Raw genomic sequence first — 13,450 nt, 5'->3', positions numbered from 1 at the left:
ATATTACAAAATAAAATGTCTTCTTTGTTTTGTTTTTTAGCGTTTGATTCTGACTTCAAGTGGGGTACGCATGCTGTATTGGTTGAAAATAAAAGGGCAAGCAGTCGCTCGTGAACAAGTTTCGGAATGTGATCAATTTAAAAATTTATTGACTTAGGTCAGCAGATACTTTAACCCTAAAAGAATACAAGACAGACAGATTACCCCTCATACTTCGAGTTGCATGTGCGTTGGCTGCATTCGCTTACCTCAGTCACATAGTTTTCTATGCTCCTGAGGATTTGCTCACTTGCCGCCTTCCTGCAACGCGAATTATTTAGGGTACATAATTACAGAGCACACAACATCATGAAACGCATCAGCATCACCATTACAACAACCATCACCATTACCACAGGTAACGGTGCGGGCTGACGCGTACAGGAAACACAAGAAAAAGCCCGCACCTAAACAGTGCGGGCTTTTTTTTCGACCAAAGGCAACGAGGTAAACCATGCGAGTGTTGAAGTTCGGCGGTACATCAGTGGCAAATGCAGAGCGCTTTCTGCGAGTTGCCGATATTCTGGAAAGCAATGCCAGGCAGGGGCAGGTCGCGACTGTTCTTTCTGCCCCCGCAAAAATTACGAACCATCTGGTGGCGATGATTGAGAAGACCATCGGTGGTCAGGACGCTTTAGCCAATATCAGTGATGCCGAACGTATTTTCTCAGAGCTTTTGGTTGGCCTCGCCGCCGCGCAGCCGGGCTTCCCGCTGACGCAGCTTAAAGCCTTCGTTGAACAAGAATTTGCCCAAATTAAACATGTCCTGCACGGTATCAGCCTGCTGGGACAGTGCCCGGACAGCATTAACGCTGCGCTTATTTGCCGTGGCGAAAAAATGTCGATCGCTATCATGGCAGGCCTGCTGGAAGCGCGCGGGCATCTCGTTACCGTTATCGATCCGGTTGAGAAACTACTGGCGGTAGGTCATTACCTCGAATCTACCGTTGATATCACCGAATCTACGCGTCGCATCGCAGCCAGCCGTATTCCAGCAGATCATATGATTTTGATGGCAGGCTTTACTGCCGGGAATGAAAAAGGTGAGTTGGTGGTGTTGGGGCGCAATGGCTCTGACTACTCTGCCGCTGTGCTGGCTGCCTGTTTACGCGCGGACTGTTGTGAGATCTGGACCGATGTTGACGGTGTATATACCTGCGACCCGCGCCAGGTTCCTGATGCCAGGCTGTTAAAGTCGATGTCTTATCAGGAAGCGATGGAGCTTTCTTACTTTGGCGCCAAAGTATTACACCCGCGAACCATTACCCCGATTGCTCAGTTCCAAATCCCTTGCCTGATTAAAAACACCGGAAACCCACAAGCGCCAGGTACACTGATCGGTGCCAGCAGCGATGAGGACGATTTGCCGGTAAAAGGTATTTCTAACCTCAATAACATGGCGATGTTTAGCGTCTCCGGCCCTGGAATGAAAGGCATGGTAGGCATGGCGGCTCGCGTTTTCGCGGCGATGTCTCGTGCCGGTATCTCAGTGGTGCTGATCACGCAGTCTTCTTCTGAATACAGCATCAGTTTCTGCGTGCCGCAAGGCGACTGCATACGGGCGCAGCGGGCGATGCAGGATGAATTCTACCTCGAGCTGAAAGAAGGGCTGCTGGAGCCACTGGCGGTGACTGAGCGTCTGGCGATCATCTCAGTGGTTGGTGACGGCATGCGTACGCTACGCGGCATCTCGGCGAAATTCTTTGCCGCGCTGGCTCGTGCGAACATCAACATCGTGGCGATCGCCCAGGGGTCGTCCGAACGCTCTATTTCGGTGGTAGTGAACAACGATGACGCGACCACCGGCGTACGCGTTACCCATCAGATGCTGTTCAACACCGACCAGGTGATTGAAGTGTTTGTGATTGGCGTTGGCGGTGTAGGCTCCGCACTGCTTGAGCAGCTCAAGCGTCAGCAAAGCTGGTTGAAGGGCAAACATATCGATCTGCGCGTGTGCGGTGTGGCGAACTCGAAGGCCTTGCTGACGAATGTCCACGGTCTGAATCTGGAAAACTGGCAATCGGAACTGGAGTGCGCGAAAGAGCCTTTCAACCTCGGCCGTTTGATCCGTCTGGTAAAAGAATACCATCTGCTTAATCCGGTGATCGTCGACTGTACCTCAAGCCAGGCGGTGGCAGACCAATATGCCGATTTCCTGCGTGAAGGTTTCCACGTGGTCACCCCGAACAAAAAAGCCAACACGTCGTCGATGGATTACTACCATCAGCTGCGTTTCGCCGCGGCGAAGTCGCGTCGTAAATTCCTGTACGACACCAACGTGGGTGCGGGCTTGCCGGTTATTGAAAACTTGCAAAATCTGCTCAGCGCGGGCGATGAACTGCAACGATTCTCCGGCATTCTTTCCGGTTCGCTGTCGTTTATTTTCGGCAAGCTGGATGAAGGCATGAGCTTCTCGCAGGCCACCACGCTGGCACGGGAGTTGGGTTACACCGAACCCGATCCGCGTGATGATCTCTCTGGTACGGATGTGGCGCGTAAACTCCTGATTTTGGCGCGTGAAACTGGCCGCGAACTGGAGCTTTCTGACATTGTCATTGAGCCGGTGCTGCCAGAAGCATTTGATGATTCTGGTGATGTTTCCGCGTTTATGACGAATTTGTCGCAACTGGACGATGAGTTTGCCGCTCGCGTCGCGAAAGCCCGTGATGAGGGTAAAGTATTGCGCTATGTTGGCAATATCGAAGAAAACGGCGTCTGCCGGGTGAGAATCGCTGAAGTGGATGGTAACGATCCGCTGTTCAAAGTGAAAAACGGTGAAAACGCGCTGGCGTTCTACAGCCATTACTATCAGCCATTACCGCTGGTGCTGCGCGGATATGGTGCGGGCAATGATGTTACGGCGGCAGGTGTATTTGCCGATCTTCTTCGCACCCTTTCATGGAAGTTAGGAGTCTGACATGGTGAGAGTTTATGCCCCGGCTTCCAGTGCCAATATGAGCGTCGGGTTTGATGTGCTTGGCGCGGCGGTCACCCCCGTAGATGGTTCACTGTTGGGTGATGTGGTCTCGGTTGAGGCGGCTGACCAGTTCAGCCTGAATAACCAGGGGCGCTTTGCGAATAAGCTGCCATCAGCGCCGCGGGAAAATATCGTCTATCAGTGCTGGGAGCGCTTCTGTCAGGAACTGGGTAAAGCCGTTCCGGTTGCGATGACGCTGGAAAAAAATATGCCGATTGGTTCCGGGTTAGGCTCCAGCGCCTGTTCCGTTGTGGCCGCACTGGTGGCGATGAACGAATTTTGTGGTAAGCCGCTCAACGATACGCGACTGTTGGCGATTATGGGCGAACTGGAAGGGCGTATCTCCGGCAGTATTCACTACGATAATGTCGCCCCGTGCTTTTTGGGCGGCATGCAGTTAATGATCGAAGAAAACGGCATTATCAGCCAGCAGGTGCCAGGCTTTGATGAGTGGCTGTGGGTACTGGCGTATCCAGGCATTAAAGTTTCCACGGCGGAAGCGCGGGCGATTTTACCTGCACAGTATCGTCGTCAGGACTGTATTGCCCATGGGCGGCATCTGGCAGGGTTTATTCATGCCTGCTATTCCCGTCAGCCAGGGCTTGCCGCGAAGCTGATGAAAGATGTTATTGCTGAGCCATACCGTACCCGCTTGCTGCCCGGCTTTAGTCAGGCACGTCAGGCGGTAGCGGAAATTGGCGCGCTGGCTAGCGGTATTTCCGGGTCGGGGCCGACGCTGTTCGCCTTATGCGATAAACCGGATACGGCACAGCGCGTAGCAGACTGGCTGGGTAAAAATTACCTGCAAAATCAGGAAGGCTTTGTTCATATTTGCCGGTTGGACACGGCGGGCGCACGGGTACTGGGATAATCAATGAAACTCTATAATCTGAAAGATCACAACGAACAGGTCAGCTTTGCGCAGGCCGTCACACAAGGGCTTGGCAAGAATCAGGGATTGTTTTTTCCGCACGATCTGCCGGAATTTAATCTGACAGAAGTGGATGAGATGCTGAACCAGGATTTCGTTAGCCGCAGTGCTAAGATCCTTTCCGCATTCATTGGCACAGAGATCCCACAAGAGATCCTGGAAGAACGCGTGCGAGCGGCATTTGCATTTCCGGCACCGGTTGCTCAGGTCGAAGGTGATGTCGGCTGTCTGGAGCTGTTCCATGGTCCGACACTGGCGTTTAAAGACTTTGGCGGGCGCTTTATGGCGCAAATGCTAACGCACATCAGCGGTGACAAACCGGTGACTATCCTGACCGCGACATCCGGAGACACCGGGGCGGCGGTTGCACATGCTTTTTATGGCCTGAAAAATGTGCGTGTGGTGATCCTCTACCCAAATGGTAAGATCAGCCCATTGCAGGAGAAACTGTTCTGTACGCTGGGCGGCAATATTGAAACCGTCGCGATTGATGGTGACTTTGATGCCTGCCAGGCACTGGTGAAACAGGCGTTTGATGATGAAGAGCTGAAGGCGGCTTTGGGTCTGAATTCCGCTAACTCCATCAACATCAGCCGCCTGCTGGCGCAAATCTGCTACTACTTTGAAGCCGTGGCTCAACTGCCGCAGGAAGCGCGTAACCAACTGGTTATTTCTGTTCCCAGCGGTAACTTTGGCGATCTGACCGCGGGTCTGCTGGCGAAATCACTTGGCTTGCCAGTGAAGCGCTTTATTGCGGCTACCAACGTCAACGATACGGTTCCACGTTTTCTTGCCGAAGGCGAGTGGGCACCGAAAGCGACTCAGGCGACCTTATCGAATGCCATGGACGTTAGCCAGCCAAACAACTGGCCGCGTGTGGAGGAACTGTTCCGCCGTAAAATATGGCGCCTGAATGAGTTGGGCTATGCCGCTGTGGATGATGCAACAACGCAGGACACCATGCGTGAGCTGCAGCAGAAAGGTTATACCTCAGAACCGCATGCTGCGGTGGCGTATCGTGCACTGCGTGACCAGTTGAATCCGGGCGAATATGGCCTGTTCCTTGGCACCGCACATCCGGCGAAATTTAAAGAAAGCGTTGAACAGATTCTGAATGTCACGCTGGATCTACCAAAAGAGCTGGCTGAACGTGCAGATTTACCGCTGCTCTCTCACCATCTGCCTGCTGATTTTGCTGCGCTGCGTCAGTTAATGATGACCCGCAGTTAATTGTTGTGCCCGGTGACGCTCTGCTTACCGGGCAGACGGCACCTGTTATCCGGTAACAGGTAGGCGATACTTGCTAACAATCTGAGTCGGGTTTTACCCGGCTTTTTTTATGGAGAAAATAAGGAGGAAATAGGTAGCGAAAAAGGAGAAATTCCCAATAAATGCGCTAACTTAGAGATTAGGATTGCGGAGAATAATAACTTTTATTCCCTTCACGTAATCTCCTTTTATCGACCCGATAAGGGCAATGATAAAAAGGAGTCACCAATGAAAAAATTCAAACCTGTGCTTCTTGCGCTTTCTATGATGCTGGTTGCTCCCCTTGCCGTGCAGGCGGCTGAAATTACTCTGGTACCGGCAGTTAAATTACAGATTGGCGATCGTGACAGCCGGGGTAACTACTGGGATGGCGGGAGCTGGCGCGATCACGGTTGGTGGGGAAAACACTATGAGTGGCGGGATCATCGCTGGCAACCTCACGGACCGCGTCCACAGCCACACAACAATCGCTATGATGATCATCATAACGATCGACATGACGATCGCCGCGACGACCACCGTCCGGGAGCGAACGGGCACCATTAAGTTTGTGCTGTCGGATAAGGTACATCCTTATCCGACATATGCTGCATTATTGCTCGTGACGCTTAAACACCAGTTCTCCACTCCCTGATGCCTCTTCATCAAAGAAATAGCCGTCGCTGTTAAACGCAGTCAGTTGCTCAGGCTTCGTCAGACGATGTTGAATAATGTAGCGACTCATCAGGCCGCGGGCTTTTTTGGCATAGAAGCTGATGACTTTGAATTTGCCGTTCTTCTCATCAAGGAATACCGGTTTGATCAGTTCTGCATTCAGTTTTTTCGGCTTCACGGATTTAAAATACTCGTCTGAGGCGAGGTTAATCACCACATTATCACCTTGTGCTTCCAACGCTTCGTTAAGCTTATCGGTGATAGTATCTCCCCAGAACTGATAGAGGTCTTTACCCTTCGCATTGGCCAGACGAATGCCCATTTCCAGACGGTAGGGTTGCATCAAATCCAGTGGGCGCAGAACGCCATACAGCCCGGACAGCATGCGTAAGTGCTGCTGGGCGAAATCGAAATCTGCTTCGCTGAAGGTTTCTGCCTGCAATCCGGTGTACACGTCACCTTTGAACGCCAGAATGGCCTGACGCGCATTGTCCGGTGTGAAGTCTGGCTGCCAATCATGGAAACGAGTCGCGTTCAGATCCGCCAGCTTATCGCTAATTCCCATCAGCTTGCCGATCTGCGGCGCAGAGAGTTGACGCGCCACGTGGATTAACTGTTGGGAGTGATCCAGCAGTTCAGGCAGCGTATGGCGTGTGGTAGCCAGCGGGCTTTGGTAGTCGAGCGTTTTTGCAGGTGAAATCAGAATCAGCATATCCAGTCCTTGCAGGAGATTTACTGCGACTTTAGCAAAAAAAACGACAGAATTGATCGATGGTTGTGATTGCCGCGCTAACTGCGCGGCGTTTCATCCCAGGTATCCGGTGCAAGCTGTTGTCTGATCTCAGGATAACGGCGCGGATCAAATTCCGGGCGCACACCGAGTTTGCGCTGACGCAGATAGTCGCTGGCAAGAGTATGAACAACCGGGGAGAGCAGTAAAATCGCCGTCAGGTTAGTTATCGCCATACAGGCCATGATGATGTCGGCGAGCTGCCAGACCAGCGGGAAACTGACTAAGGTGCCTGCGATCACGGTACTGACGGTAGCAATGCGCAACAGCCAGATAACCCGGATATTGTCCAGACGTAAAAAGACCAGGTTGTTTTCCGCATAAATGTAGTTAGCCACAATAGAGCTGAAAGCAAACAGAATCACAATAAATGCGACAAACCCAGCCCCCCATTCGCCGGTCAGTGAGACCATGGCCTTCTGCATCAACTGGATGCCTTCCATTGGAATATAGGTTGTGCCATTCCCCGCCAGAAGAATAATCATGGCGCTGGCTGTGCAGATAATTAGCGTATCACCTAATACACCGATCATTTGCACAATGCCTTGCGCCGCGGGATGCGGTGGCCAGGAGGCAGCCGAAGCTGCTGCGTTAGGTGTTGATCCCATTCCCGCTTCATTAGAGAACATACCGCGTTGAAAACCGCTGGCAATGGCCTGACTCAGCGTATAACCGGCCGCGCCGGCAGCAGCTTCCTGCCACCCTAAAGCACTTTTTACGATGTTGACGATGATCTCGGGGATCTGCCCGATATGCCAAAGACAGATAGCAATGCTGCAACCGACCCACAGCAGCGCCATGATCGGCACAAACCATTGCATCAGACGGGCAACACCTTTAATACCGCCAATGATCACCAGGAATGACAGTATCGCCAAAGCGATGCCGGATGCGAGGGGAGGGATGTCGAACGCAAATGCCAATGCGCGGGAGACAGAGTTTGCCTGTACGCTGTTAAAAATCAGGCCGTATGCGATGAGCAAAAAGAGGGCAAAGAGTACGCCCATCCAGCGCATCCCCAGACCGCGCGCCATATACCATGCTGGCCCGCCGCGGTACTGCCCCTTACTATCGCGTTCTTTATACAGTTGCGCGAGTGAGCACTCGGCAAAGGAGGTCGCCATGCCAATGATCGCCGAGACCCACATCCAGAAGACGGCCCCTGCGCCACCCGCGGCGATCGCCAGGGCAACCCCGGCGAGGTTTCCGCTGCCAATACGAGCAGCGAGACTGGTACATAATGCTTGAAACGAGGTTAAGCCACCCGGTTGTGGGCTGAGGCTGTTTTTAAGACTTTTGCCAAAATGGCGAATGTAGCGAAACTGAACAAACCCGGTACGCCAGGTGAACCAACATCCTGCACCAAGCAGGAGGTAGATCATCACCGATCCCCAGAGTATTTCATTAATAAACGAGAAAAAATCAGGCATTAACATCCCTCTTGTTGATGCCGGTACGCGCGAATATTCCCATGTAAGCGCTACCAATTATCGAACAGTATATACCTTGTCAGGAGATTGATTGCGGGAGTTTACCATAACAATGGGTATAACCCTTAATTGCGCATCAGGGGCTTTAAGATGCGTAATCGGGAATGAGCAGTGAGTTGGACAATCCCGGCGGTTGCGCTGAGAGTGCGTCGTGCTATCATCAGGGAAGATCGGTTACATCCCCCTAATAAGCTGTTTAAAGAGAATCGCTATCATGACGGACAAATTGACCTCCCTTCGTCAGTTCACCACAGTAGTGGCCGACACCGGAGACATCGCGGCAATGAAGCTGTATCAGCCTCAGGATGCCACAACTAACCCTTCTCTCATTCTTAACGCAGCGCAGATCCCAGAATACCGCAAGCTGATCGATGACGCTGTGGCATGGGCTAAGCAGCAGAGCGACGATCGTGCTCAGCAGATCGTCGACGCGACGGATAAACTGGCGGTAAATATCGGTCTGGAGATCCTGAAACTGGTCCCGGGTCGTATCTCTACTGAAGTTGATGCTCGCCTGTCCTACGACACCGACGCGTCTATCGCGAAAGCGAAACGTCTGATCAAACTGTACAACGATGCTGGCATCAGCAACGATCGCATTCTGATCAAACTGGCTTCTACCTGGCAGGGTATCCGTGCTGCAGAGCAGCTGGAAAAAGAAGGTATCAACTGTAACCTGACTCTGCTGTTCTCCTTCGCGCAGGCGCGTGCATGTGCTGAAGCTGGCGTATACCTGATTTCTCCGTTCGTTGGCCGTATTCTTGACTGGTACAAAGCCAATACTGACAAGAAAGAGTACGCACCGGCAGAAGATCCGGGTGTGGTTTCCGTAACGGAAATTTACGAGTACTACAAACAGCACGGTTACGAAACCGTCGTCATGGGCGCAAGCTTCCGTAACATCGGCGAAATCATTGAGCTGGCGGGCTGCGATCGTCTGACGATTGCTCCGGCACTGCTGAAAGAGCTGGCGGAAAGCGAAGGCGCTATCGAACGTAAACTGTCCTTCTCTGGCGAAGTGAAAGCGCGTCCTGCACGCATCACTGAAGCTGAGTTCCTGTGGCAGCACAACCAGGATCCGATGGCTGTAGACAAACTGGCGGACGGTATCCGTAAGTTTGCTGTAGACCAGGGTAAACTGGAAAAAATGATCGGCGATCTGCTGTAATCATTAAGGCGTGGCCCTGATATGGGTCACGCTACCTCTTCTGAAACCTGTCTGTCCTTCCCTTCGCAGTGTATCATTCTGTTTAACGAGACTGTTTAAACGGAATAATCATGAACACTTTACGCATTGGCCTGGTTTCCATTTCCGATCGCGCCTCCAGTGGCGTTTACCAGGATAAGGGTATCCCTGCCCTTGAAGAGTGGCTGGCATCGGCTCTGACTACCCCCTTTGAGCTGCAAACGCGGTTAATCCCGGATGAGCAGGCGATCATCGAGCAAACGTTATGCGAACTGGTTGATGAAATGAGCTGCCATCTGGTGCTGACCACCGGTGGTACCGGTCCGGCACGCCGCGATGTGACGCCTGATGCCACGCTGGCTGTTGCCGATCGCCAAATGCCTGGGTTTGGTGAGCAAATGCGCCAGATTAGTTTGCACTTTGTACCGACGGCGATCCTTTCCCGTCAGGTTGGGGTCATTCGCAAGCAGGCGCTGATCCTGAATCTGCCTGGGCAGCCGAAATCGATCAAAGAAACGCTCGAAGGCGTAAAAGATGCTGACGGTAAGGTTATCGTGCCGGGGATCTTTGCAAGTGTACCGTATTGTATACAGTTGTTGGATGGGCCGTATGTGGAAACTGCGCCCGCTGTCGTAGCATCTTTTCGCCCTAAAAGCGCAATACGCGATACAAACGCCTGAAAGTAGTCTATTCGTGATATAAATGGCAAACGCGGTGGAGTATTGAATTGTTTACGATATAGTAATTTTTGATTTACACATATCGCCAAAACGTTCAATGACTCCACTGACTCATGGTTTGCTATGTCACAACATTCTCGACCGCTGAATCGCCAGGATTATAAAACCCTAACGCTTGCTGCCCTCGGTGGAGCGTTGGAGTTTTATGATTTCATTATTTTTGTCTTCTTTGCCGCCGTCGTTGGCGAACTCTTTTTCCCCACAGACATCCCGGAATGGCTACGTCAGGTGCAAACCTTCGGTATTTTTGCCGCAGGCTATCTGGCGCGTCCGCTCGGCGGCATCATCATGGCGCACTTTGGCGATCTGGTCGGGCGCAAGAAAATGTTCACCCTGAGCATTTTGCTGATGGCAATACCGACACTGGCAATGGGTTTGCTACCCACTTACGCCTCAATGGGGATTCTGGCTCCGCTGTTGCTGTTGTTGATGCGTATTTTGCAAGGCGCAGCCATTGGTGGCGAAGTTCCGGGGGCGTGGGTATTTGTGGCTGAACACGTACCGGAGCGTCGTATCGGCATTGCCTGTGGCACGCTGACCGCCGGACTGACGGTGGGAATTCTGCTGGGATCGGTGGTTGCGACGCTGGTGAACACCAGCCTGACGCAGCAGGCAGTGCATGACTACGGCTGGCGTATCCCTTTCCTGTTGGGCGGGGCGTTTGGGCTGGTGGCGATGTATTTGCGTCGTTGGCTGCAGGAAACACCTATCTTCCTTGAAATGCAGCAACGTAAGGCGTTGGCGCAGGAACTGCCGGTGAAGTCGGTAGTCAGTAAACATAAAAAGGCCGTGGTCATTTCAATGCTGCTGACCTGGTTGTTATCAGCCGGGATTGTGGTGGTGATTCTGATGTCGCCCGTCTGGTTGCAGAAACAGTATGGGTTTGCCCCCGCGCTGACGTTACAGGCGAACAGTGTCGCCACCATTATGCTGTGTATCGGGTGTCTGCTGGCTGGATTTATTGTCGACAGGGTTGGTGCCAGCAAAACCTTTATTATCGGTAGCCTGCTGCTGGCCTGTTCCAGCTGGTTCTTCTATCACCTGACCGGTAGCCACCCTGAGTATCTCTTCCTGTTGTACGGGCTGGTGGGGTTGTGTGTTGGTGTTGTGGGTGCAGTACCTTATGTCATGGTGCGGGCGTTCCCAGCAGAAGTGCGCTTTACCGGCATCTCCTTTTCCTACAACGTTTCCTATGCCATTTTTGGTGGTCTGACGCCGATTGCAGTAACAATGCTAATGAGCGTGTCGCCAATGGCTCCGGCCTGGTATGTGCTGGCGTTGTCGCTGGTGGGATTAGGTCTGGGGATTTGGCTGCGACAGGATATTTATCATCGTGATGCGAGCGTGCAGGGGGAGCTACAGCGCTTGTAAGGAATATCCCCCCGTAAGGGGGGATAACGTCGATTAGTGCGCTTCACCAATCGGCAGGATGGTACGACCAAACTGTTCGTTCAGTACTTCACCCATCGCCAGGTAAATGGCGCTTGCGCCACACACCAGGCCAATCCAACCTGCAACATGGATAATGGCTTCGTTACCGACAATGTTGCCAACAGCCAGCAGCGCGAACAGCACCGTCAGGCTCAGGAAGACAAACTGTAATGCACGGGCGGCTTTCAACGTTCCGAAGAACATGAACAGAGTGAACACGCCCCACAGACCCAGGTATACGCCCAGGAACTGACCATTTGTTGCATCTGCCAGGCCCATTTTCGGCATGATCAGGATCGCAACCAGCGTCAGCCAGAAAGAACCGTAGGAGGTAAAGGCGGTTAAACCGAAGGTATTGCCTTTTTTATATTCCAGCAGGCCGGCAAAAATTTGCGCGATACCGCCGTAGAAAATTCCCATCGCCAGAATAATAACGTCAAAGGCGAAGAAACCCGCGTTGTGCAGGTTAAGCAGAATGGTGGTCATGCCAAAGCCCATCAGGCCCAGCGGTGCCGGATTAGCCAACTTAGTGTTGCCCATAATTCCTCAAAATCATCATTGATTGAATGGTGAAATAGTTTCCCCGAATAACGATCACAGCCTTCGGGGCGCGGCATGATAATCAGGGGAGAGAGGACTGTCTATGATCTAATAAGGGGAAAATGAATTATTTTCCCCTGTGACGAGCATCACGCTTGTGAGGTGTTGATTATTCGGCGCAGACAGGCGATTTGCAGCACGGCCGGAATGGTGACCCGATAGGCACTTCCACTCACGGCTTTTACTCCGTTTAAAGCTGCACCCACTGGGCCTCCAAGCCCTGCGCCGCGCAGGAGTCCGTGTCCGATGACGCTAACAGCAGCGTGCGTACGCAGAATCCGGGATAACTGGCCGGAGAGCAGGTGAGACACTCCTTTCGCCAGATTGCGGTCTTTCATTAATAGCGGCAACAGTTCTTCCAGCTCGGAGACTTTTGCATCGACCGCCTGCAGAAATTCTTGCTTATGCTCAGCATCCATTTTTTGCCAGGTATTTCGTAAAAAATGTTCCAGCAGATATTGTTCAATTTCGAACGTAGACATCTCTTTATCTGCTTTGAGCTTTAGCCGCTTTGAGACATCCAGCAAAATCGCCCGGTATAATTTCCCGTGCCCGCGCAATTTGTTGGCAATACTGTCACCGCCGTAATGTTGAAGCTCGCCAGCGATTAATTGCCAGTTGCGGCGGTGCTGTTCCGGGTGTCCTTCCATCGATTTAAACAATTCGTTATGACTCAGAACGCTCGACAGACGGGCTTTCCCTTTTTCGTTGTGGGTAAGTAAACGCGTAATGTCGGCGAGCTGCTCTTCACTACAATGCTGGAGAAAAGCGAGATCGTCGTCGTTCAAATACGTGACATTCATACTGAGTTCTACTTATGCAGAAGGGATTAGTCGTCGCCAATGATTTTCAATGTCGCCATATCAGATGAGTTTACCGACTGACCAGAGAAGGTAATTTTGGATACACAGCGTTTGTTGTCGTTGTCGCTATTAATATTGATCCAATTGGTGGTCTGTCCCTCTTTAATGGATGAAGGGACATTCAGGCTTTGACTGGACATGCGTGCAGCTTTGAAATAAACAGATGCACCGTTCAGATGAATATCGCCACGGTCAGCGGTAAGCTGGATGCGTTTCACTACGCGACAAACGGGGATTTTTAGTGCCAGGTCGTTGGTTTCATTTCTGGGCATCGCAATCATGCCGAGAACTTTATGATCGTTAGCGTGCGCGGCGCTGCTCAGTAGAAGACCCGCCAACAGGCTGGCGGGAAGCGTTAATGCGGCTTTCATGGTGTTTCTCTTTGACGGATTCAAAAATGTGTTCGTTGCCGTCATCTTAACGCTGCCAGAAAAACGATTCATTCCTGTAATCTTTTCTTTTTATTACAATTTTTTGGTG

The 13,450-nt window shown here is 52.0% G+C and carries 13 protein-coding genes and 1 other annotated feature; of the genes, 8 read left to right on the top strand and 5 right to left on the bottom strand.

Annotated features, from left to right (window positions below):
- The first annotated feature begins 343 nt into the window (after nucleotides 1-343).
- Nucleotides 344-470, top strand: a sequence feature (Thr leader region).
- The 5 genes from thrL to NNO02_RS20560 all read left to right on the top strand — a co-directional run bounded on the left by thrL (nucleotide 349) and on the right by NNO02_RS20560 (nucleotide 5,762).
- Entirely contained in the window at nucleotides 349-414 is a 66-nt protein-coding gene (gene thrL, locus NNO02_RS20580) for a thr operon leader peptide (RefSeq protein ID WP_032337689.1), read from the top strand. It overlaps the preceding feature by 66 nt.
- 23 nt (nucleotides 471-493) lie before the next feature.
- Nucleotides 494-2,956 (top strand): bifunctional aspartate kinase/homoserine dehydrogenase I, encoded by a 2,463-nt coding sequence (gene thrA / locus NNO02_RS20575; protein WP_271455601.1) that lies wholly within the window; start codon nucleotides 494-496, stop codon nucleotides 2,954-2,956.
- A gap of 1 nt (nucleotide 2,957) precedes the next feature.
- Entirely contained in the window at nucleotides 2,958-3,887 is a 930-nt protein-coding gene (thrB, locus tag NNO02_RS20570; protein WP_271455600.1) for a homoserine kinase, read from the top strand.
- A gap of 3 nt (nucleotides 3,888-3,890) precedes the next feature.
- The gene (gene thrC / locus NNO02_RS20565; RefSeq protein WP_271449375.1) at nucleotides 3,891-5,177 is read left to right on the top strand and encodes a threonine synthase; all 1,287 of its coding nucleotides are present in this window, start codon (nucleotides 3,891-3,893) and stop codon (nucleotides 5,175-5,177) included.
- A gap of 267 nt (nucleotides 5,178-5,444) precedes the next feature.
- Nucleotides 5,445-5,762, top strand: a complete 318-nt coding sequence (locus tag NNO02_RS20560) for a DUF2502 domain-containing protein (protein WP_271455599.1) — start codon at nucleotides 5,445-5,447, stop codon at nucleotides 5,760-5,762.
- Between the two features lie 46 nt (nucleotides 5,763-5,808).
- Here NNO02_RS20560 and yaaA read toward each other — a convergent pair whose 3' ends face one another.
- Both yaaA and NNO02_RS20550 read right to left on the bottom strand, forming a co-directional pair.
- Nucleotides 5,809-6,582: a peroxide stress protein YaaA gene (yaaA, locus tag NNO02_RS20555; RefSeq protein ID WP_271441690.1), complete on the bottom strand. Its 774-nt coding sequence runs from the start codon at nucleotides 6,580-6,582 to the stop codon at nucleotides 5,809-5,811.
- A gap of 77 nt (nucleotides 6,583-6,659) precedes the next feature.
- Nucleotides 6,660-8,090, bottom strand: a complete 1,431-nt coding sequence (locus tag NNO02_RS20550; protein ID WP_271455598.1) for an alanine/glycine:cation symporter family protein — start codon at nucleotides 8,088-8,090, stop codon at nucleotides 6,660-6,662.
- 274 nt (nucleotides 8,091-8,364) lie between these two features.
- On the opposite strand from NNO02_RS20550, the gene tal reads away from it, so the two are divergent.
- The 3 genes from tal to NNO02_RS20535 all read left to right on the top strand — a co-directional run bounded on the left by tal (nucleotide 8,365) and on the right by NNO02_RS20535 (nucleotide 11,447).
- Nucleotides 8,365-9,318 carry a transaldolase gene (tal, locus tag NNO02_RS20545; protein WP_137383782.1) on the top strand — a complete coding sequence of 318 codons (954 nt, stop codon included), beginning with the start codon at nucleotides 8,365-8,367 and terminating at the stop codon, nucleotides 9,316-9,318.
- Nucleotides 9,319-9,428: 110 nt separating this feature from the next.
- Nucleotides 9,429-10,016 (top strand): molybdopterin adenylyltransferase, encoded by a 588-nt coding sequence (gene mog, locus NNO02_RS20540; RefSeq protein ID WP_003018973.1) that lies wholly within the window; start codon nucleotides 9,429-9,431, stop codon nucleotides 10,014-10,016.
- 123 nt (nucleotides 10,017-10,139) lie between these two features.
- Nucleotides 10,140-11,447, top strand: coding sequence for an MFS transporter (locus NNO02_RS20535; protein ID WP_271455597.1), 1,308 nt, complete (start codon nucleotides 10,140-10,142; stop codon nucleotides 11,445-11,447).
- 33 nt (nucleotides 11,448-11,480) lie between these two features.
- Here NNO02_RS20535 and satP read toward each other — a convergent pair whose 3' ends face one another.
- From satP to NNO02_RS20520, 3 genes are all read right to left on the bottom strand, one after another.
- Complete coding sequence (gene satP / locus NNO02_RS20530; RefSeq protein WP_271449370.1) at nucleotides 11,481-12,047, bottom strand: acetate uptake transporter; 567 nt, start codon at nucleotides 12,045-12,047, stop codon at nucleotides 11,481-11,483.
- Nucleotides 12,048-12,196: 149 nt separating this feature from the next.
- Nucleotides 12,197-12,910, bottom strand: coding sequence for an acidic protein MsyB (gene msyB / locus NNO02_RS20525; RefSeq protein ID WP_271441687.1), 714 nt, complete (start codon nucleotides 12,908-12,910; stop codon nucleotides 12,197-12,199).
- Nucleotides 12,911-12,936: 26 nt separating this feature from the next.
- The gene (locus tag NNO02_RS20520) at nucleotides 12,937-13,341 is read right to left on the bottom strand and encodes a DUF2541 family protein (protein WP_271441686.1); all 405 of its coding nucleotides are present in this window, start codon (nucleotides 13,339-13,341) and stop codon (nucleotides 12,937-12,939) included.
- Nucleotides 13,342-13,450 lie beyond the last annotated feature (109 nt).

Source organism: Citrobacter sp. Awk 2, from assembly GCF_028069815.1.
GTDB lineage: Bacteria > Pseudomonadota > Gammaproteobacteria > Enterobacterales > Enterobacteriaceae > Citrobacter.
The sequence above is the reverse complement of the archived record's forward strand: the minus strand, read 5'-3'. Positions and strand labels throughout refer to the sequence as shown.

Coding starts and splice junctions, on each gene's coding strand:
- tal (WP_137383782.1), top strand. CDS start 8,365: ATGACGGACAAATTGACCTCCCTTCGTCAGTTCACCACAGTAGTGGCC.
- NNO02_RS20560 (WP_271455599.1), top strand. CDS start 5,445: ATGAAAAAATTCAAACCTGTGCTTCTTGCGCTTTCTATGATGCTGGTT.
- thrC (WP_271449375.1), top strand. CDS start 3,891: ATGAAACTCTATAATCTGAAAGATCACAACGAACAGGTCAGCTTTGCG.
- satP (WP_271449370.1), bottom strand. CDS start 12,047: ATGGGCAACACTAAGTTGGCTAATCCGGCACCGCTGGGCCTGATGGGC.
- yaaA (WP_271441690.1), bottom strand. CDS start 6,582: ATGCTGATTCTGATTTCACCTGCAAAAACGCTCGACTACCAAAGCCCG.
- msyB (WP_271441687.1), bottom strand. CDS start 12,910: ATGAATGTCACGTATTTGAACGACGACGATCTCGCTTTTCTCCAGCAT.
- mog (WP_003018973.1), top strand. CDS start 9,429: ATGAACACTTTACGCATTGGCCTGGTTTCCATTTCCGATCGCGCCTCC.
- NNO02_RS20550 (WP_271455598.1), bottom strand. CDS start 8,090: ATGCCTGATTTTTTCTCGTTTATTAATGAAATACTCTGGGGATCGGTG.
- thrB (WP_271455600.1), top strand. CDS start 2,958: ATGGTGAGAGTTTATGCCCCGGCTTCCAGTGCCAATATGAGCGTCGGG.
- NNO02_RS20535 (WP_271455597.1), top strand. CDS start 10,140: ATGTCACAACATTCTCGACCGCTGAATCGCCAGGATTATAAAACCCTA.
- thrA (WP_271455601.1), top strand. CDS start 494: ATGCGAGTGTTGAAGTTCGGCGGTACATCAGTGGCAAATGCAGAGCGC.
- NNO02_RS20520 (WP_271441686.1), bottom strand. CDS start 13,341: ATGAAAGCCGCATTAACGCTTCCCGCCAGCCTGTTGGCGGGTCTTCTA.